Annotated in this window: 18 protein-coding genes; 8 read left to right on the top strand and 10 right to left on the bottom strand. The window is 73.0% G+C overall.

Annotated features, from left to right (window positions below):
* The first annotated feature begins 118 nt into the window (after positions 1–118).
* Complete coding sequence (locus ACFYXK_RS24930; protein ID WP_389413094.1) at positions 119–1,474, top strand: 6-phospho-beta-glucosidase; 1,356 nt, start codon at positions 119–121, stop codon at positions 1,472–1,474.
* 84 nt (positions 1,475–1,558) lie between these two features.
* On the top strand, positions 1,559–3,631 hold the full coding sequence (locus tag ACFYXK_RS24925) for an MDR family MFS transporter (protein WP_389413093.1): 2,073 nt from the start codon (positions 1,559–1,561) through the stop codon (positions 3,629–3,631).
* A 36-nt stretch (positions 3,632–3,667) separates the two neighbouring features.
* Here ACFYXK_RS24925 and ACFYXK_RS24920 read toward each other — a convergent pair whose 3' ends face one another.
* The 4 genes from ACFYXK_RS24920 to ACFYXK_RS24905 form a co-directional block, all read right to left on the bottom strand.
* A complete protein-coding gene (locus tag ACFYXK_RS24920) occupies positions 3,668–3,925 on the bottom strand; it encodes a hypothetical protein (protein ID WP_389413092.1) in 258 nt (85 codons plus the stop codon).
* Positions 3,912–4,184: a DUF6400 family protein gene (locus ACFYXK_RS24915; RefSeq protein ID WP_383510414.1), complete on the bottom strand. Its 273-nt coding sequence runs from the start codon at positions 4,182–4,184 to the stop codon at positions 3,912–3,914. The genes ACFYXK_RS24920 and ACFYXK_RS24915 overlap by 14 nt, the downstream gene beginning before the upstream one ends.
* Positions 4,185–4,298: 114 nt before the next feature.
* On the bottom strand, positions 4,299–4,784 hold the full coding sequence (locus tag ACFYXK_RS24910) for an NUDIX hydrolase (protein WP_389413091.1): 486 nt from the start codon (positions 4,782–4,784) through the stop codon (positions 4,299–4,301).
* Positions 4,781–5,446: a helix-turn-helix domain-containing protein gene (locus ACFYXK_RS24905; RefSeq protein ID WP_389413090.1), complete on the bottom strand. Its 666-nt coding sequence runs from the start codon at positions 5,444–5,446 to the stop codon at positions 4,781–4,783. Before ACFYXK_RS24905 ends, ACFYXK_RS24910 begins: the two co-directional genes overlap by 4 nt.
* A gap of 66 nt (positions 5,447–5,512) precedes the next feature.
* Between ACFYXK_RS24905 and ACFYXK_RS24900 the strand changes: the two genes are divergently transcribed.
* Both ACFYXK_RS24900 and ACFYXK_RS24895 read left to right on the top strand, forming a co-directional pair.
* A complete protein-coding gene (locus ACFYXK_RS24900) occupies positions 5,513–6,574 on the top strand; it encodes an NAD(P)/FAD-dependent oxidoreductase (protein WP_389413089.1) in 1,062 nt (353 codons plus the stop codon).
* 104 nt (positions 6,575–6,678) lie between these two features.
* Positions 6,679–8,079: an NAD(P)/FAD-dependent oxidoreductase gene (locus ACFYXK_RS24895; RefSeq protein ID WP_389413088.1), complete on the top strand. Its 1,401-nt coding sequence runs from the start codon at positions 6,679–6,681 to the stop codon at positions 8,077–8,079.
* A gap of 37 nt (positions 8,080–8,116) precedes the next feature.
* On the opposite strand, the gene ACFYXK_RS24890 is transcribed toward ACFYXK_RS24895, so the two are convergent.
* Positions 8,117–9,190: an ATP-dependent DNA ligase gene (locus tag ACFYXK_RS24890; RefSeq protein ID WP_389413087.1), complete on the bottom strand. Its 1,074-nt coding sequence runs from the start codon at positions 9,188–9,190 to the stop codon at positions 8,117–8,119.
* Positions 9,191–9,265: 75 nt separating this feature from the next.
* On the opposite strand from ACFYXK_RS24890, the gene ligD reads away from it, so the two are divergent.
* The 3 genes from ligD (at position 9,266) to ACFYXK_RS24875 (ending at position 11,472) form a co-directional block, all read left to right on the top strand.
* Complete coding sequence (gene ligD, locus ACFYXK_RS24885) at positions 9,266–10,285, top strand: non-homologous end-joining DNA ligase (RefSeq protein WP_266997976.1); 1,020 nt, start codon at positions 9,266–9,268, stop codon at positions 10,283–10,285.
* A 56-nt stretch (positions 10,286–10,341) separates the two neighbouring features.
* Positions 10,342–11,136, top strand: coding sequence for a VOC family protein (locus tag ACFYXK_RS24880; RefSeq protein WP_389413086.1), 795 nt, complete (start codon positions 10,342–10,344; stop codon positions 11,134–11,136).
* Between the two features lie 81 nt (positions 11,137–11,217).
* Positions 11,218–11,472 carry a WhiB family transcriptional regulator gene (locus ACFYXK_RS24875; protein WP_053790266.1) on the top strand — a complete coding sequence of 85 codons (255 nt, stop codon included), beginning with the start codon at positions 11,218–11,220 and terminating at the stop codon, positions 11,470–11,472.
* A gap of 109 nt (positions 11,473–11,581) precedes the next feature.
* Here ACFYXK_RS24875 and ACFYXK_RS24870 read toward each other — a convergent pair whose 3' ends face one another.
* From ACFYXK_RS24870 to ACFYXK_RS24855, 4 genes are all read right to left on the bottom strand, one after another.
* Positions 11,582–12,553 carry an acyl-ACP desaturase gene (locus tag ACFYXK_RS24870; protein ID WP_389413085.1) on the bottom strand — a complete coding sequence of 324 codons (972 nt, stop codon included), beginning with the start codon at positions 12,551–12,553 and terminating at the stop codon, positions 11,582–11,584.
* Between the two features lie 222 nt (positions 12,554–12,775).
* Positions 12,776–14,416 carry an ABC-F family ATP-binding cassette domain-containing protein gene (locus ACFYXK_RS24865; protein WP_389413084.1) on the bottom strand — a complete coding sequence of 547 codons (1,641 nt, stop codon included), beginning with the start codon at positions 14,414–14,416 and terminating at the stop codon, positions 12,776–12,778.
* A 261-nt stretch (positions 14,417–14,677) separates the two neighbouring features.
* Positions 14,678–15,094: an SsgA family sporulation/cell division regulator gene (locus ACFYXK_RS24860; RefSeq protein WP_389413083.1), complete on the bottom strand. Its 417-nt coding sequence runs from the start codon at positions 15,092–15,094 to the stop codon at positions 14,678–14,680.
* Between the two features lie 187 nt (positions 15,095–15,281).
* Complete coding sequence (locus ACFYXK_RS24855; protein ID WP_389413082.1) at positions 15,282–15,698, bottom strand: (4Fe-4S)-binding protein; 417 nt, start codon at positions 15,696–15,698, stop codon at positions 15,282–15,284.
* A gap of 95 nt (positions 15,699–15,793) precedes the next feature.
* Between ACFYXK_RS24855 and ACFYXK_RS24850 the strand changes: the two genes are divergently transcribed.
* The gene (locus ACFYXK_RS24850) at positions 15,794–16,870 is read left to right on the top strand and encodes a WD40/YVTN/BNR-like repeat-containing protein (RefSeq protein ID WP_389413081.1); all 1,077 of its coding nucleotides are present in this window, start codon (positions 15,794–15,796) and stop codon (positions 16,868–16,870) included.
* A 7-nt stretch (positions 16,871–16,877) separates the two neighbouring features.
* On the opposite strand, the gene ACFYXK_RS24845 is transcribed toward ACFYXK_RS24850, so the two are convergent.
* A partial coding sequence (locus ACFYXK_RS24845; protein ID WP_389413080.1) for a GNAT family N-acetyltransferase occupies positions 16,878–17,565 on the bottom strand: 688 nt, incomplete at its 5' end.

Raw genomic sequence — 17,565 nt, 5'->3', positions numbered from 1 at the left:
CCCGCCGCGCCGCCCGGCAGGGGACACTGGAGCCCTCCAACATGTGTCGATCACGTGTCGCGGAGCGGATGCCACCGATCGTGGCACCGATCGTGGCACGGGCGAAGGGCGGTAGGGCGTGCGGCTGACCATCCTCGGCGGGGGCGGATTCCGGGTACCGCTCGTCTATGGCGCACTGCTCGGCGACCACGCCGAGGGCCGGGTCACCCGGGTGACGCTGTACGACGAGGACCCCGCCAGGCTCGCCGCCATGACCCGGGTGCTCGCCGACCAGGCGGCCGCCTCCACAGCGCCCGACGCCCCGGCCGTCACCGCCACCGGGGACCTCGACGAGGCCCTGCGCGGGGCCGACTTCGTCTTCTCCGCCATCCGCGTCGGCGGCCTCGAGGGGCGCGCCGCGGACGAGCGGATCGCGCTGGCGGAGGGCGTGCTGGGCCAGGAGACGGTCGGCGCGGGCGGGATCGCCTACGGCCTGCGGACGGTGCCGGTCGCCCGGGAGATCGCCCGCAGGATCGCCCGCAGCGCCCCCGAGGCCTGGGTCATCAACTTCACCAACCCGGCCGGGCTGGTCACCGAGGCCATGTCCGAGGAGCTCGGCGACCGGGTGATCGGGATCTGCGACTCCCCGGTGGGGCTCGGCCGGCGCGTCGCCCGGCTGCTCGGCGCCGACCCGCAGGAGGCCTGGATCGACTACGTCGGCCTCAACCACCTGGGCTGGCTGCGCGGGCTGCGCATCGGCGGCCGTGACGAACTGCCCCGGCTGCTGGCCGACACCGGGGCGCTGGAGTCCTTCGAGGAGGGCCGGCTGTTCGGGGCCGAATGGCTGCGCTCGCTCGGCGCGATCCCCAACGAGTACCTGCATTACTACTACTTCAACCGTGACACCGTACGGGCGTACGCGCAGGCCAAGCAGACCCGCGGCGCGTTCCTGCGCGACCAGCAGCGCGGCTTCTACGCCGAGGCGGGCCGCGCGGACCGGCCGGCCGGGGCGGCGCTGGCCGCCTGGGACCGGACCCGGGCCGAACGGGAGGCCACGTACATGGCCGAGAACCGCGAGGCGGCCGGCACGGGCGAGCGCGACGAGAGCGATCTGGAGTCCGGCGGGTACGAGAAGGTCGCGCTCGCGCTGATGCGGGCCATCGCCCGGGACGAGCGGGCCACGCTGATCCTCAACGTCCGCAACCGCGGGGTGCTCTCCGTGCTCGACGCGCAGGCGGTCATCGAGGTGCCCTGCCTGGTCGACGCGAACGGCGCCCACCCGGTGGCCGTGGACCCGCTGCCGCTGCACGCGGTGGGCCTGGTGACCTCGGTCAAGGCGGTCGAGCGGGAGGTCCTCGCGGCCGCCGCGAGCGGCTCCCGGGCCGCTGCCGTCAAGGCCTTCGCGCTGCACCCGCTGGTGGACTCGGTCGGGGTGGCCCGGCGGCTCCTGGACGGCTACGCGGCGGAGCACCCGGGGCTGGCCTACCTGCGCTGATCCCGCGCCCGGCAGCCCGCTGCCCGTCCCTCGTACGGCCCGGTGCGCATGCGGCGGGGTGGGGGCGCTGTGAGAGTGCGAGATGTGACCACTGCCCCGGCCGAAGCCTCCGCCGCAGCCGCGGCGCCTCCCGAGCTCGACCGGCGGCGGCGCAACGTCGTCTTCGGCACGATCATGCTGGGCGTGCTGCTCGCGGCCCTCGACCAGACGATCGTCGGGACCGCCCTGCCCACGATCGTGGCGGATCTCGGCGGCGGGGACCACATGTCGTGGGTGGTGACCTCGTACCTGCTCGCGGAGACTGTCGCGACGGTGCTGGTGGGCAAGTTCGGTGACCTCTTCGGCCGGAAACTGATCTTCCAGATCTCGGCGATCATCTTCATCACCGGCTCGTTCCTGTGCGGCCTGGCCGGCAACATGTCCCTGCTCATCCTGTGGCGGGGCGTCCAGGGCGTCGGCGCCGGCGGCCTGATGGTCACCTCCATGGCCCTGATCGCCGACGTGGTCCCCTTGCGCGAACGCGGCAAGTACCAGGGCGCGATCGGCGCCGTCTTCGGGGTCGCGACCGTCATCGGGCCCCTGCTCGGCGGCCTGTTCACCGACCACCTGACCTGGCGGTGGGCCTTCTACGTGAACGTCCCGATCGCGATCTTCGTCGTGATCGCGGCGGCCCGGACGATCCCCTCGGTCCGGGCCGCCGGGGGGACCCGTATCGACTACCTGGGCATCGCCCTGGTCGCCGTGGGCTCCAGCGCCCTGATCCTGGCCACCAGCTGGGGCGGGAACGAGTACGCCTGGGACTCCGCGACGATCATCGGGCTCTTCGTGCTCGGCGTGCTGGCCCTGGCCCTGTTCTGCCTGGTCGAGACGCGGGCGGCGGAACCGATGCTGCCGATGCGGCTGTTCCGCAACCCGGTCTTCACGGTCTGCTCGGTGCTCAGCTTCGTGGTCGGCTTCGCCATGCTCGGCGCGATGACGTTCCTGCCGACGTACCTGCAGTTCGTGGACGGGGACTCGGCCACGGTCTCGGGCGTACGGACCCTGCCGCTGGTGATCGGCCTGCTGATCGCGTCCGTCTTCAGCGGGAACGTCACCAGCAAGACCGGGCGCTACCGGATCTTCCCCATCGTGGGCTGCCTGGTGATGGGGATCGGCCTGTACCTGCTGTCCCGGATGGGCCCGGGGACCGGCGCCTGGCTGGAATCGCTGTACATGTTCGTGCTCGGTGCCGGGATCGGCCTGTGCATGCAGGTCCTCACGATCGCCGTGCAGAACACCGTGGACTACGCCGATCTCGGCACCGCCACCTCGGGCGTCACGTTCTTCCGTACGCTCGGCAGCTCGTTCGGCACCGCCGTCTTCGGCACGATCTACGCCAACACCCTGGGCCCCGCACTGGAGACGGCGGTCGCGGAGGCCGCCCGGGCCACCGGGGGCGATCCGGCGCAGCTGGCCGAGGCGGCCCAGAGCCCCAAGGGCGTCCACGGGCTCGAGCCGGCGGCGGCCGGGCCGATCGTCGAGGCGTACGCGCAGACGCTGCACACGGTGTTCCTGTGGACCGTGCCGGTGGCCGGGATCGGCTTCGTCGTCGCGCTCTTCCTCAAACAGGTCCGGCTGCGCGACACCGCCAGGGCGGGCTCGACCGACATGGGCGACGGCTTCGCCTCACCGGTCACGGCCTCCGGCGATTCGGCCAACCTGCTGGAGCTGGCGGTCGGGAAGCTCGTACGGAACATGCAGCCGGAGACGGCGCGGGCGATCGTGCACGCCTCGGACACCCGGCTGGACGTGGCGGGCGCCTGGGCGGTGATGCAGGTGGAGCTCATGACCCGCACCGTCGGCCATGCCAGCCTCGGGCTCGTCGCCTCGCGCCGCTCCCTGCCGCCGGAGGTCCTGCTGCCCGTCTTCGACCGGATGATCGAGGAGGGCTACCTGACCCGCGAGGGCACCTTCTTCACGCTCACCTCGGCGGGGGAGCGGGAGGCGGCGACCATCTCGAAGGCGTGGGGCGACTGGCTCGGGGACCAGCTGGAGAAGGACCGCGGCCGCCCGCGCAGCGATGAGCTCCGGGCGGCGGCCGACGCGATCGCGAAGCGGCTGCTGGTGGAGGACCTGCGCGAGGGCCACTTCGCGCAGCGGGCCCCGGCGGGGGTGTGATCCGCCCTCGTGCCGGCAGCCGGGTGAACGCCCCGGTCAGAGCCCCGTGCGGCCGCTCGTGATGCGGTTCCACAGGGAACGGGTCGCGCCGAAACCGCTCTCGTGAACCCAGACGTGGGTGCAGGACGGGCACTGCAGGTGCAGCAGGCTGCCGGTGTTGGACAGCAGGTAGCGCCAGTGGTCGGAGCACGTGCGCTGCTGTGCGCACGGTTCGCACCCGCGACTGTCGTTGCAGCCGGGACAGGTCACCCACGCGCGGCGCCCGATGTCCGCCTGCGGGTCAAGCGGCAGCATGGCCGCCCCCGCGCGAGGGCAGTACTCCGGCCGCGACCAGGTCGTCGTACACGCGCTGCTGCTCCGCGTCGAGGCCGGAGTACAGCAGGTCGTACGCCGCCTCCTCGCCGCGCAGTACCTCGATCGGGTCCCAGTCGGAGCCGAGGGCTTCCATGACCTGGGCCCGGCGGAGCACCTCCTGCGCGGTGAGGTCGACGGTGAAGTCGACCAGCGCCGGGGTGCCCGGGCCGGTGGGGGGTGTGGGGTGGTGTGGGGCCATACGTCTGAACTTAGGTTTGCCTTCTTTGCTGTGGCAAGAGGGGGTGGGAGATGTCACAGCAGGTCGGCGGGCCCCTGCGGGCGGGTCCTGCGGGCGGGTCCGTGGCGGCGGGCCCTACGCCGTCGGGTAGTCGTACGACGGCACGGGCGGCAGGGTCGGCCCGAGCCCGGGGCGCCAGGTGCGCAGGACGGCCGCAGAGGGGGCGTACAGGGCATCCGGGATCGTGTCCGGGGCGAACCACTGCCAGCGCAGGATCTTGTGCGGCTCCGTGACCCTGGGGGTGCCCTCGGCGGCGGTGGTGACGGCCCCCGCGGTCAGGCGGGTCACCGCGGCCTCCGGGGAGAGCTGGACGGTCAGGATCCGGACGTCCCCGGGAGCCACCCGCAGATCCGTCTCCTCGGCCAGTTCCCGGGCGGCGGCCTGCTCGAAGCTCTCCCCGGGGTCGACCTTCCCGCCGGGCAGCTCCCAGCGGCCGTCGTGCGCCTGCCCGAGGAGCACCCGGCCCTCGGCGTCGGCCACGACCAGCCCGACGCCGACGACGGCGTTGGGCTGCGGGACGGCCCGGGCGGGGCGTTCGGGCCGGTCGTTCGGCGTCGTCATCGCTGTGCTCCGCTCTCCTGCTTCGGTGGGGTGGCGGGTCTGGCCCGTACGTGGATCCGCTCGCCCTGGGGCCCGAAGAGGCTGAGGAACTCGGCGGGCTGCGGTCCCGCGTTGAAGAAGGCGTGCGGGGTGCGGGTGTCGAACTCGGCGGCTTCCCCGGCGCCGAGCACGAGGTCGTGCTCGCCGAGCAGCAGCCGGACCTGCCCCGAGAGCACGTACAGCCACTCGTAGCCCTCGTGGACCTGCAGCTCGGGGTCGACCAGCGGCCCGTCCAGGGGCGGCAGGATCTGCTTGAACGCGTGCACCCCGCCGAAATTGCGGCTGAGCGGCACGTACGTACAGCCGTGCCGGACGAAGGGGCGCGGGCGGATCCGCGGGTCGCCCGTCTCCGGCGCGCCGACCAGCTCGTCCAGCGCCACGCGGTGCGCCCTGGCCAGCGGAAGCAGCAGCTCCAGCGTCGGCCGGCGCTGCCCGGACTCCAGCCGGGAGAGGGTGGAGAGCGAGATCCCGGTGGCCTCGGCGAGCTGGGCGAGGGTGCTTCCGCGCTGCAGGCGCAGAGCGCGCAGCCGTGGCCCGACGGCCGTCAGCACGTCCGCGAGTTCCTCGTCGTCCTGCTGCCGCCGGTCGCCTTGCCGGCGTGGCGGCCGCTCCTCGGTGGCCATGGCTCCATTTGCCGGTTCGGCAAGAGCATTTGTCAAGCGGGTGCCCACGGCCACACCCTCGCCGGTATGGACGACACAACGGACGGAATCGGCGTCGACGCCGGCATCCACGGCGACATCGACATCGACAGCGTCAGCGACGCGCGGGCGAGCTTCTTCGACGTGGTGGTCGTGGGCGGCGGGACCGCCGGACTCGCCGGGGCACTGACCCTGGCCCGGGCCCGCCGGTCGGTTCTGGTGCTCGACTCCGGCAGCCCCCGCAACGCCCCCGCCGCCCACCTGCACGGATACCTGGGCCGGGACGGCGCGAGCCCGGCGGAGCTGCTGGCCGTGGGACGGGCGGAGGTCGCCGGGTACGGGGGCGAGATCCGGTCCGGGGCGGCCGGCACCGCCGTCGCGGCCGACCGGCTGCCCGGGGGCGGCTTCCTGGTCCGGTGCGCCGACGGGTCGGCGGTCCGCTCCCGCCGGCTGCTGATCGCCACCGGCCTGGTGGACGAGCTGCCTCGGATCGCGGGGCTCCGGGAGCGCTGGGGGCGGGACGTGCTGCACTGCCCGTACTGCCACGGCTGGGAGGTCCGCGACGAGCCGATCGCCGTGCTGGCCACCGGCCCGGTCGCCGTGCACCAGGCGCAGATGTGGCGGAACTGGAGCGACCGGGTCACCCTGCTGTCCCACACCTGGCCGCTCACCGACGAGGACCGGGAACTGCTGGCCGCCCTCGGCATCGCGGTGGCGCAGGGTGAGGTGACCGGCCTCGACATCGCCGACGGCCGGCTGGCCGGGGTGGCCCTGGCCGATGGAGGGACCGTGGCGTGCGCGGCCCTCGTGGTGGGGCCGCGGTTCACCGCCCGCGCCGGGGTGGCGGCGAGTCTGGGGCTGCCGGTCGCCACCGTGGAGCGGGCCGGGGCGGCGATCGGGACCTGCCTGGAAGCGGATCCGGTGACCGGGGCCACCGCACTGCGGGGCGTCTGGGCGGCCGGGAACGTGGCCGGCCCGATGGAGCAGCTGGCCGGCGCGGCCGCGGCGGGGGTGCGTACGGCCGTGGCGATCAACACCGACCTGATCGAGGAGGAGACCCGGCAGGCGCTCGAGGCCCACCGCGCGGGCAGGAGCGCGGGCGGGGCGTAGCGCATCGGACAGGTGTGCGGGTTTCGGCCAGGGTCCGCCCGTGCAAGCTCTGAGCGGTCTGATCTTCGTACCGTTCATCGGCTCAGAGGCTCGGGGGGCACGCAATGGCACATGTGGTGGTCATCGGCGGGGGTGTCGGGGGGCTGGCGACCGCGCTGCTCGCAGCGCGGCACGGACACACCGCCGAACTCTTCGAACGGGACACGCGCGCCCCGGGCCGCGCCCTCGACCGGGACTTCTTCGGCTGGCACCGGCCCGGCGTCCCGCAGGCCACCCAGCCGCACGCCCTGCTCGGCGCGGCCCGCACCGTGCTGCGGGACGAACTGCCCGACGTCCACGCGGAGATGCTGCGGCTCGGCGCCCGCGAACGGCACGAGCTGGACTGGTTCGAGGTACGCCCGCCCGCGCGGCCCGGCGACGAGGACCTCGTGATGCTGCAGGCCCGGCGCATCCTGCTGGAGAGCGCGCTGGCCACCGCCCTGCGCGCCGAACCGGGGGCGGTGATGCACCACGGGGAGCCCGTGACCGGACTGACCGCCGTGACCGGGCCAGGGCCCTGCGGGGTGCGGGTGACGGGCGTGACGACGCAGGCGGGCACGTACGCGGCGGACCTCGTCGTGGACGCGGGCGGGCGGCGCGGCGGGGTCGAGCGGCTGCTGGCCGCGGCGGGCTGCCGCCCGGCGGTCGTCGAACGCCACCGTACGGGGCTGGCGTACTTCTGCCGCTGGTACCGGCTGCCCGAGGGGCTCGAGGAGGGGCCGCGCCGGCCGTGGGCGGTGACCGGCGGCACGTTCGCCGGGTGCGCGGTCTTCCCGGCCGACAACCGGGTGTTCGCCGTGACCCTGTTCGTCCACACCCGGGACACCACCCGCTCGGCGCTGCGCGATCCCGCCGTGTTCGAGGCCGCCGCCCGGGCCTTCCCGCCCGGTGCGGCCTGGCTGGACCTGGGCGCCGAACCGCTGTCCGGCGTACTGGCCACGGCGAGCCTGGACAACCGCTGGAGCGCGCTCGTCGACGAGCAGGGGCCGGTGGCGACCGGACTGGTGCCGGTCGGGGACGCGATCACGCACACCAACCCGACGCTCGGGCAGGGCACCTCGCTCGCGCTGTGGGCGGCCCGCAGGGTGGCCCGTACGGCGCACCAGGACCCGGGATCGGCGCGGTTCGCCGCCGAGTACCACGCGTGGGCCGTGCGCACCCTGAAGCCGTGGTTCGACTTCCAGGTGGTGGCCGACGCGGCCATCGGCGAGCGGTTCGCGACCCGGGCGGGGCGGACGGGGACGGCCCGCGAGGTGGCCGCGCTGTTCGAGTGCGCCCTGGAGGATCCCGAGGTGATGCGGGCCCGGGCCCGGGTCCGGCACCTGGCCGAGCCGCCGGAGCGGGCGTACGCGGACCCGCAGGTCCGGGCCCGGGTGGCGCGCTGGCTGGCGGACCGGCCCGGCTACGCACCGCACGCGGTGGGCCCGGACCGGGAGGAGTGGGAGAAGCTGACGGCGGGGTCCTGAGGGCGGAGCCCCGCGGCGCCGGTCCGGGGCGGGCCGGCTACGCGCCGGCGGCCCCGCCGAGGACCTCGGCGAGGTCGTAGCCGACGACCTCCTCGAGCTGGGCGTACGTACAGCTCTCCGGTGCCCGGTCGGGCCGCCAGCGGCGGAACTGGGCCGTGTGCCGGAAGCGGTCGCCCTCCATGTGGTCGTACGCCACCTCGCAGACGCGTTCGGGGCGCAGCGGCACCCAGGAGAGGTCCTTCTTGCCGGTCCAGCGGCTCTGCGCGCCGGGCAGCCGGGCGCTCTCGTGGGCGGACTCCTCGGCCCAGGCGGCCCACGGGTGCCCGGCGGTGTCCGCCATCCGCAGCGGTGCGAGCTCGTCCACCAGCTCGGCGCGGCGCTTCATCGGGAAGGCGGCGCAGACCCCCACGTGCTGGAGGGCGCCGTGGCCGTCGTACAGGCCCAGGAGCAGCGATCCGACGATCGGACCGCTCTTGTGGAAACGGAATCCCGCGATGACGGCGTCGGCCGTACGCTCGTGCTTGATCTTGAACATGAGACGGGCATCGGGCCGGTAGGGGAGATCGAGCGGTTTGGCGACCACCCCGTCGAGCCCGGCGCCCTCGAACCGCTCGAACCACTCCTGCGCGAGCGCGGGGTCGGTGGTCGCGGGCGCGAGATGGACGGGGGGCCGAGCGCTGGACAGGGCGGCGGTCAGGGCGGTGCGGCGGTCGGTCAGCGGGGTGTCGAGGAGCGCCTCGTCGCCGAGCGCGAGCAGATCGAAGGCGACGAAGCTGGCGGGGGTCTTCTGCGCCAGCATGTCGACACGGGACTGCGCGGGATGGATCCGCTCGGTCAGCCGGTCGAAGTCGAGCCGCCCGCCGTGCACGATGACGATCTCGCCGTCCACCACGCAGCGGGCCGGCAGGTTGTCCCTCAATGCGGTCACCAGCTCCGGAAAATACCGGGTCAGGGTCTTGCCGGTGCGGCTGCCGATCTCCACCTCGTCGCCGTCGCGGTGCACGATGGCCCGGAAGCCGTCCCACTTCGCCTCGTACTGCATACCCGGCGGGATCTTGGCCACCGACTTGGCGAGCATCGGCTTCACGGGCGGCATCACGGGCAGATCCATGTCTTAGATTCTGCGGTGGTACGCCCCGACCCGCCCGGTATGCGCACCTGGCCGGGCCCGCCTACCGTGGCGCACATGGGTGCATCCGGTAATGCGATCGAGCTGGACGCGGGCGGGCGGACGGTGCGGCTGTCCAGCCCGGACAAGGTGTACTTCCCCGAGCGGGGCCTGACGAAGCTGGACGTGGCGCAGTACTACCTGGCCGTCGGCGACGGGATCACCCGGGCCCTGCGCAACCGGCCCACCACCCTGGAGCGCTACCCGGAGGGGGTGGAGGGCGAGTCCTTCTTCCAGAAGCGCGCCCCGAAGAACCTTCCCGACTGGATCCCGACCGCCCACATCGAATTCCCCTCCGGGCGGACGGCCGACGAGATCTGCCCGACCGAGCCCGCCGCCGTGCTGTGGGCGGCCAACCTGGGCTGCCTGACCTTCCACCCCTGGCCGGTGCGCCGCGAGGACACCGACCGGCCCGACGAACTGCGCATCGACCTGGACCCGCAACCGGGCACCGACTACCACCACGCGGTGATCTGCGCCCACGAACTGCGCGACGTACTGGAGGACCTGGGCCTGCGCGGCTGGCCCAAGACCTCGGGCGGGCGCGGCCTGCACGTCTTCGTCCCGATCGAGCCGCGCTGGACCTTCACCGAGGTCCGGCGCTGCGCGATCGCGATCGGCCGGGAGCTGGAACAGCGGATGCCCGGGAAGGTGACCACCGCGTGGTGGAAGGAGGAGCGAGGCGAGCGGATCTTCGTCGACTACAACCAGACCGCCCGCGACCGCACCATCGCCTCCGCCTACTCCGTACGCCCGCGCCCGCACGCCCCGGTCTCGGCCCCGCTGCGCTGGGACGAGATCGACTCCGCCGAGCCCCGCGACTTCGACATCACCACCATGCCCGCGCGCTACGCCGAACTGGGCGACCTGCACGCGGACATGGACGACCACGCCTTCACCCTGGACGCGGCCCTGGAACTGGCCGACCGCCACGAACACGACCACGGCCTGGGCGACATGCCGTACCCGCCGGACTACCCGAAGATGCCGGGGGAGCCGAAGCGCGTCCAGCCGAGCCGCGCGAAGCACGAGGACTGAGCCCGCTGTCAGTGGCGGGTGCCATGCTCGTAGTGAGGACGGAAGGAGTACGGGTCATGCTCACGACGGACTACAAAGACGGCTCCCCGAACTGGGTCGACCTCGGCACGCCCAACCTCGACGGTGCCGCCGGGTTCTACACCGGACTGTTCGGCTGGGACTTCCGGCCGGGCGGCGAGGAAGCCGGCGGGTACGCGATGTTCCACCTCGGCGGCAAGACGGTGGCGGGCGGCATGGCCGTCGCGCCGCAGGAGGTCCGCTCGGCCTGGACGCTGTACTTCCAGAGCTCCGACGCGGACGCCACTGCGGCCGCCGTGGTCAAGGCGGGCGGCACGGTGGCCGTCGAACCCAGGGACGTCATGGGCCTCGGCCGGATGGCGATCTTCGCCGACCCGGCGGGGGTCACGTTCTCGATCTGGCAGCCGGGCAGGATCGAAGGCCTGGGAGCGGTGACCGACGTCGGCTCCCTGTGCTGGGCCGAGCTGTACACGGCCGATGTGCAGGCGGCCGCGGCCTTCTACGGCTCGGTCTTCGGCTGGGAGATCACCGAGATGCCCTTCGAGGGCGGCTCGTACACGATGGTCAAGGCGGCGGGCACACCCGACGGCGCCGCCTTCGGCGGCCTGGTCCCGATCGGCTCGGACCCGGTGGAGGATGCCGAACGCCCCTACTGGACCCCGTACTTCGAGGTCGCCGACTGCGACGTGACCGCAGCGAAGGCCGAGGAGTCGGGCGGCAAGGTCCGGCTGTCGCCGGTGTCCATGGAGGGCGTCGGCCGCTTCGCGAAGCTGGCGGACCCCTACGGAGCACGGTTCGCGGTCATAGCCAGCGCTCCCGCACAGGGGGCCTGAGGCCCTGCGGCGGCCGGAGAGCGGGCCGGTGTTGATCAGGCGTTGATCGGACGTCCATCGGCGGCGGTGAGGATCTGCGGCATGTCGATGAACACCGCTACCGCCACCACTGCCACCACCGCGCCCGCCTGGTACGACCTCGCCCTCTGCGCCCAGACGGGCCCCGGCTTCTTCTTCCCGGAGCCCGGCTCGTCCCTGCGGGACGCGAAGCGGCTGTGCGGGGCGTGCGAGGGCCGCGTGGCATGCCTGGAGTACGCCCTGGCCAACGACGAGCGCTTCGGCGTCTGGGGCGGCCTCTCGGAGTCGGAGCGCCTCGCCCTGCGCCCGCGCAGCTGACGGCCCCGACGACTGCGCGGGACCGACGGCTTCGGGGCCCGACGGCTGCGCAGCGCGAAACCCTGGCGGAGTACGGCTCTGCCAGGGTTTCGGTGACCGGTCCGAGCGGTCAGGCCTTGCGAGCCGCGATACGGGCCGCGCGGGCGGCCAGGCGCTCGTCGAACTTGCGGGCCTCGGAGTCCAGGCCGTTCATGAACAGCCCCAGCTCCTCCTGGGCCTTCTGGCCCTCGGGGCCGAGACCGTCGATGTCCATGATCTTCAGGAAGCGGATCACGGGGCTCAGCACGTCGTCGTGGTGGATCCGCAGGTTGTAGACCCCGCCGATCGCCATCTGGGCGGCCATCCGCTCGAAGCCGGGCATGCCGTGTCCGGGCATCCGGAAGTTGACCACGACGTCCCGCACGGCCTGCATCGTCAGGTCCGGGGCGATCTCGAAGGCGGCGCCCAGCAGGTTCCGGTAGAAGATCATGTGCAGGTTCTCGTCCTGCGCGATGCGGGCCAGCATCCGGTCGCAGACCGGGTCACCGGACTGGTGGCCGGTGTTGCGGTGCGAGATGCGGGTCGCGAGCTCCTGGAAGGCCACGTACGCCACCGAGTGCAGCATCGAGTGGCGGTTGTCGGACTCGAAGCCCTCCGACATGTGCTGCATGCGGAACGCTTCCAGCTTGTCCGGGTCCACGGCGCGCGAGGCCAGCAGGTAGTCGCGCATCACGATGCCGTGGCGGCCCTCCTCGGCCGTCCAGCGGTGCACCCAGGTGCCCCAGGCGCCGTTGCGCCCGAAGAGCGTGGCGATCTCGTGGTGGTAGCTGGGGAGGTTGTCCTCGGTCAGCAGGTTCACCACCAGCGCGATCTTGCCGATGTCGGTGACCTTGGACTGCTCCGGGTCCCAGGCCTCGCCGTCCTCGAAGAAGCCCGGGAAGTTCCGGCCGTCGCTCCACGGGACGTACTCGTGGGGCATCCAGTCCTTGGTGACCTTCAGATGGCGGTTGAGTTCCTGCTCGACCACCTCTTCCAGCGCGTACAGCAGCTTGGCGTCGGTCCACGCCTCCGAGCTGCCGAGGTGGGGAGAGGTGATCGTCACGGGTGCTCCTGGGGACAAAGCGAATTACCTACGGTTCCGTAGCCTACGAATCCGTAGGTTAAGCGGAGCGTGAGGAGCCGCCAAGCCCCAGGCGTTCATATGCCCGGTTACATCCGGTTATCTATGCAGTTTGTGGGCGTGCCAGAGGGGCGCCTGAGCGCGAAACTCACGCCGACAGGTGGTCCCCGACGTCTTCCTTGACGGCGGGGACCGGCGCACCCGTCACTCGTCCCAGAGCGCCTCCCGCACCTCCTCGGCCGTGGTCGGCCGGATCTCGCCGTCGAGCAGCAGCCACCGCGTGATGCCGATCGACTCCAGGAACGGCACGTCGTGGCTCGCCACCAGCAGTGCGCCCTCGTACGACTCCAGCGCGCCCGTCAGCTGCCGCACGCTCGCCAGGTCCAGGTTGTTCGTCGGTTCGTCCAGCATCAGCAGCTGCGGAGCCGGCTCCGCCAGCAGCAGCGCCGCCAGCGCGGCCCGGAACCGCTCGCCGCCCGACAGGGTGCCCGCCGGCCGGTCCGCCCGGGCGCCCCGGAACAGGAAGTGCGCGAGCCGCGCCCGGATCAGATTGTTCGACGCCTGCGGTGCGAACCGCGCCACGTTCTCCACCACCGAACGGCTCTCGTCGAGCACGTCCAGCCGCTGCGGCAGGAACCGTGCCGGCACATGGGTCACCGCCTCGCCGGATGCCGGAGCGAGCAGCCCCGCGATCGTGCGCAGCAGGGTCGTCTTGCCCGAACCGTTGCGGCCCACGAGCGCGATCCGCTCCGGACCGCGCAGCTCCCATTCGCCCGCGACCCTGGCCCCGTGCGCCAGGTGCACATCGCTCAGGGTCAGGACGCGGCGCCCCGGCGGGACCTGCGTGGCGGGCAGCTCGATCCGGATCTCGTCGTCGTCCCGGACCGCCTCCACCGCCTGGTCCAGCCGCTCCTTCGCCTGCGCCAGCTTCTCGGTGTGCAGGATGCGGTGCTTGCCGGCCGACTCCTGGGCCGCGCGCTTGCGGGCGCCCATGACGATCTTCGGCTCGCGCTTCGAGTCGTTCATCTTCTGGCCGTACCGCTTGCGCCGCGCCAATTTGCCGTGGGCGTCCGCCAGTTCCCGCTTCTGCCGCTGTACGTCGGCCTGCGCCACCCGGACCATCCGCTCGGCCGCGTCCTGCTCGGTGGCGAGCTGCTCCTCGTACGCGCTGAAGTTGCCTCCGTACCAGCGGACTTCGCCGTCGTGCAGGTCGGCGATCTGGTCGACCCGCTCCAGCAGCTCCCGGTCGTGACTGACCAGCAGCATCACCCCGGACCAGGACTCGACCGCCGCATACAGGCGGCGCCGGGCCCGCAGGTCGAGGTTGTTCGTCGGCTCGTCCAGCAGCAGGACGTCGGGGCGGGCGAGCAGCAGGGCCGCGAGCCGCAGCAACACGCATTCGCCGCCGGAGAGTTCGCCGACCGTGCGGTCCAGGCCGATCCGGGCGAGCCCGAGCTGGTCGAGGGCGGCCAGGGCCCGCTCCTCGACGTCCCAGTCGTCGCCCACCGCGGCGAAGTTCACCTCGGTGGCCTCGCCCGCCTCGATGGCGTGCAGGGCGGCGCGGGTGGCACGGATGCCGAGCACCTCGTCGACGCGCAGGGCGGTGTCGAGGGTGACGCCCTGCGGGAGGTGTCCGAGGGTGCCGGCCACGGACAACTGCCCGTCGGAAGGCGTCAGTTCACCCGCGATGAGCTTCAGCAGGGTGGACTTCCCGCAGCCGTTGAGCCCGATCAGGCCGGTGAGGCCGGGGCCGACGGCCAGGTGGAAGTCCTCGAAGACGGGAGTGCCGTCGGGCCAGTCGAAGGACAGGGCGGAACAGGTGATGAAAGCAGGGGTATGGCTCATGGAGGCCTCCAGGTTGCGTGAGTGGTGCGTGCAACGCGGGGAGACAGCCGACGGTGGATACGGCCACGGTCAGGGCGTCACGGTCACGGCCGGGATGGGGCCGGGGGCGCGTGCTGACGGGGGCGGCGCGTTCGGTCGGTGTCTCGAACCTCAGAAGAGCAACGTCCTGCTCCGTTTCGACGGCGGTGGGGCGCCTGTGAAACTACGGGCGGCCGGGGCCGCCCGCAAACGAATAACGGCGTCGGGGTGGGGGGTGCGGCGTCAGCGGGGGTCGCGCATCAACTCGGCCAGGCTGTGGTCCATGTCGAGGTACAGGTGTTCCAGACCCGGCGGCACGACCGTCGCGGCCCGTTCCAGGAACCGGTGCAGTTCGGCCGTCAGCATCAGCACGATCGCCACCCCCTCGGGCGCGTGGAACTCGATGGTGGTCCGGTCGATGTCGTACGGCCGCACCCGCACGTCGCCGCACCCCGCCGGACCGTCCAGCCCCGATTCGAGGAGCTCGCGCGCGAAGGTCCACGACACCTCGACGCCCTCGAGGGTCGCGGGGGCGGGGAACGCCATGCGCACGGCGAAGGGATCCGCACGGTCGTAGCAGAGCGTGACGGGTACCGTCTCGACCTTCGGGGCGGTGGCGACCAGGCGGGCCTGCACGGCCTGCTCGATAACAGTGATCAAGGCTCGCTCCCTTGCGGCGGATCTGCTGCCGGGCGTGGGTGGAACCCGGCAACCGGATAGACGCCGGAATCGGCAAATCCGTGCAGGCGAACTGACGTGAGCTGTGTCACCGATTGGCTGGAACGCGTCCGTTTCATCGCACAGAGTGACGGTGCGAGTGAGTGTGAGGGGTGCGTGCGAAGGGGCCTCAGTCGCTGCCGCACGCTCCGGAGTGGTCGCAGAACGGCTGGTTCCCGCTCACTCCACAGGCGCAAAGCATCGCCCTGGTCTCCCTGCGGACGGTCCCGTCGGGGGTCGTCACGCGCAGATCGCCGCGCATCACGAGCTGGCCGGCGGGCGACCGTACGACCGTGGTCGGCCGGTCCGGCTCCTCGGCCGGCCCGTCGTCCGCGAGCCGGTACTGCAGCGCACCCGACGGGCAGCGACGGATCACCTCGGCCACCCGCCCCGGCTCGGCCCCGTCGGGCTGCACCCAGGGACGCTTCCCGGAGTCGAACACCTCGGGCAGTCCGCCCACGCACTCGGCGGCGTGCAGACACCGGCCGGTGTCGTACGTGACGGTGATCCGCTTGCCGTCGTAGGCCTTGGGTTCCTTGGAGGGCATGGCCTCAGCCTAGGAACCCGGCGGCCCGGATGCACCCTGGACGCCGGATCCGGGGTGCATTAGCTTCCGGCGCCATGAGACTTCTGGGAGTTGGCATGTGCGCGGCGGCTCTGACGATGGGGCTGCTGGCCGCCCCGGCGTACGCGCAGGACGCGCAGGGGCAGGACGTGCAGGGGTTACGGGGCGTGGGCTGGGCGCTGAAGGAGACCGGCAAGGACTCCCGCTTCCGCGGACTGGCCGCGGTCAGCCGCTCCACCGCCTGGGTGGCCGGCTCCAAGGGCACGGTGCTGCGCACCGTGGACGGCGGCCGCAGCTGGCACGACGTCTCACCGCCGGGCGCGGTCGCGGAAGGCCTGGAGCTGCGCGACATCGAGGCCTTCGACGCACGGCGCGCGGTGGCCCTGTCCATCGGCGAGGGCGAGGCGTCACGGGTGCTGCGCACCGAGGACGGCGGCGCCACATGGACCGAGGCCTTCCGCAACCCCGACCCGCGCGCCTTCTACGACTGCCTCACCTTCTTCGACTCCCGGCACGGGCTGGCCATGAGCGACCCGGTGGACGGCAGGTTCCGGATCCTGTCGACGGACGACGGCGGCCGGAACTGGTCGGTGCTGCCGAGCACGGGCATGCCGGAGGCCCTGCCGGGCGAGGCGGGCTTCGCGGCCAGTGGCCAGTGCCTGGTGAGCGCCGGGTCCCGTGACGTCTGGCTGGCCACGGGCGGCGGCGCGGCCGCCCGGATCCTGCACTCGGCGGACCGCGGCCGCACCTGGCGGGTCGCCGAATCGGGCATCCCGGCGGGCGACCCGGCCAAGGGGGTCTTCGCCCTGGCCTTCCGCGACCGTACGAGGGGCCTCGCGGTCGGCGGTGACTACCGCACCGGCGAGGCCTCCCCGCAGGCCGCGGCCGTATCGGCGGACGCGGGCCGCACCTGGCGCCCGGCCGCCGCCCCGCCGCCCGCGTACCGCTCGGGCGCGGCCTGGCTCCCGCACCTGCGCGACGCGGCCCTGGCGGTGGGCCCGACCGGGACGGACGTCACGACGGACGGCGGCAGGAGCTGGCGCTCGCTGACGCCGGGCTCGTTCGACACCGTCGACTGCGCCGGTGACGGGGGCTGCTGGGCGGCGGGGGAGAAGGGCCGGGTGGGGAGGCTGGAACCGCAAGAGCGGTCGTGACGCTCGATCAGGAGCGGGGGGCGGCCTGCGGGGTGTCCCGGGGAGTGGTGAACAGGTCCATTCCCGGGTAGCGGCCGGTGACGAAGCCCGCCGCCTTGTACACGGGCTCGCCGTCGGAGCTGGCGTGCAGCTGGATGTAGTGGATCCCGTTGCCGTTCAGCCAGGCGGTGAGCCCGTCGACGATCCGTCGGCCGTGGCCCTGTCCGCGGGCGCCCTCGTCGGTGACGATCCCGTCGAGGTAGCCGCGCCGCCCGTCGGTCCAGCGGGGACCGGGCAGGTGGTACGTGATCCAGGCCATGCCGGTGGCCAGCAGGGGCTCGCCGGGTGCTCCCCCGACGACCAGGCAGTGCACATCGGGGCGTTCGCTGATCCGCTCGAGCAACCACCCGCGGGCGACGCCCCGCCAGGCGGCATCGAGAGGCCCGGGGTCCACCCCGAGGGCGGCAAGCGCCACGGCCCGAAGCCGGACGAGCTCGGGTATGTCGGCGGGGACGGCGGGCCGGGGCGAGTGCTGCATGCGGGACTCCAGGGGGTGTCGGGGTTCTGTGTTCGGGGTGGGGTGGGGTGGGTGGTGGGGGTCGGGGGTGGCGGGGTTCGTGTACTCGGGGTCGGGAGGGTCGAGCGGGATGCCGGGGGCGGGGTCCGTGCACTCGGGGTCGGGAGGGTGGGTCTGGGGGCCAGGGAGGGGCGGGGTC

The organism is Streptomyces sp. NPDC002209, assembly GCF_042890265.1.
Classification (GTDB): domain Bacteria; phylum Actinomycetota; class Actinomycetes; order Streptomycetales; family Streptomycetaceae; genus Streptomyces.
The sequence above is the reverse complement of the archived record's forward strand: the minus strand, read 5'-3'. Positions and strand labels throughout refer to the sequence as shown.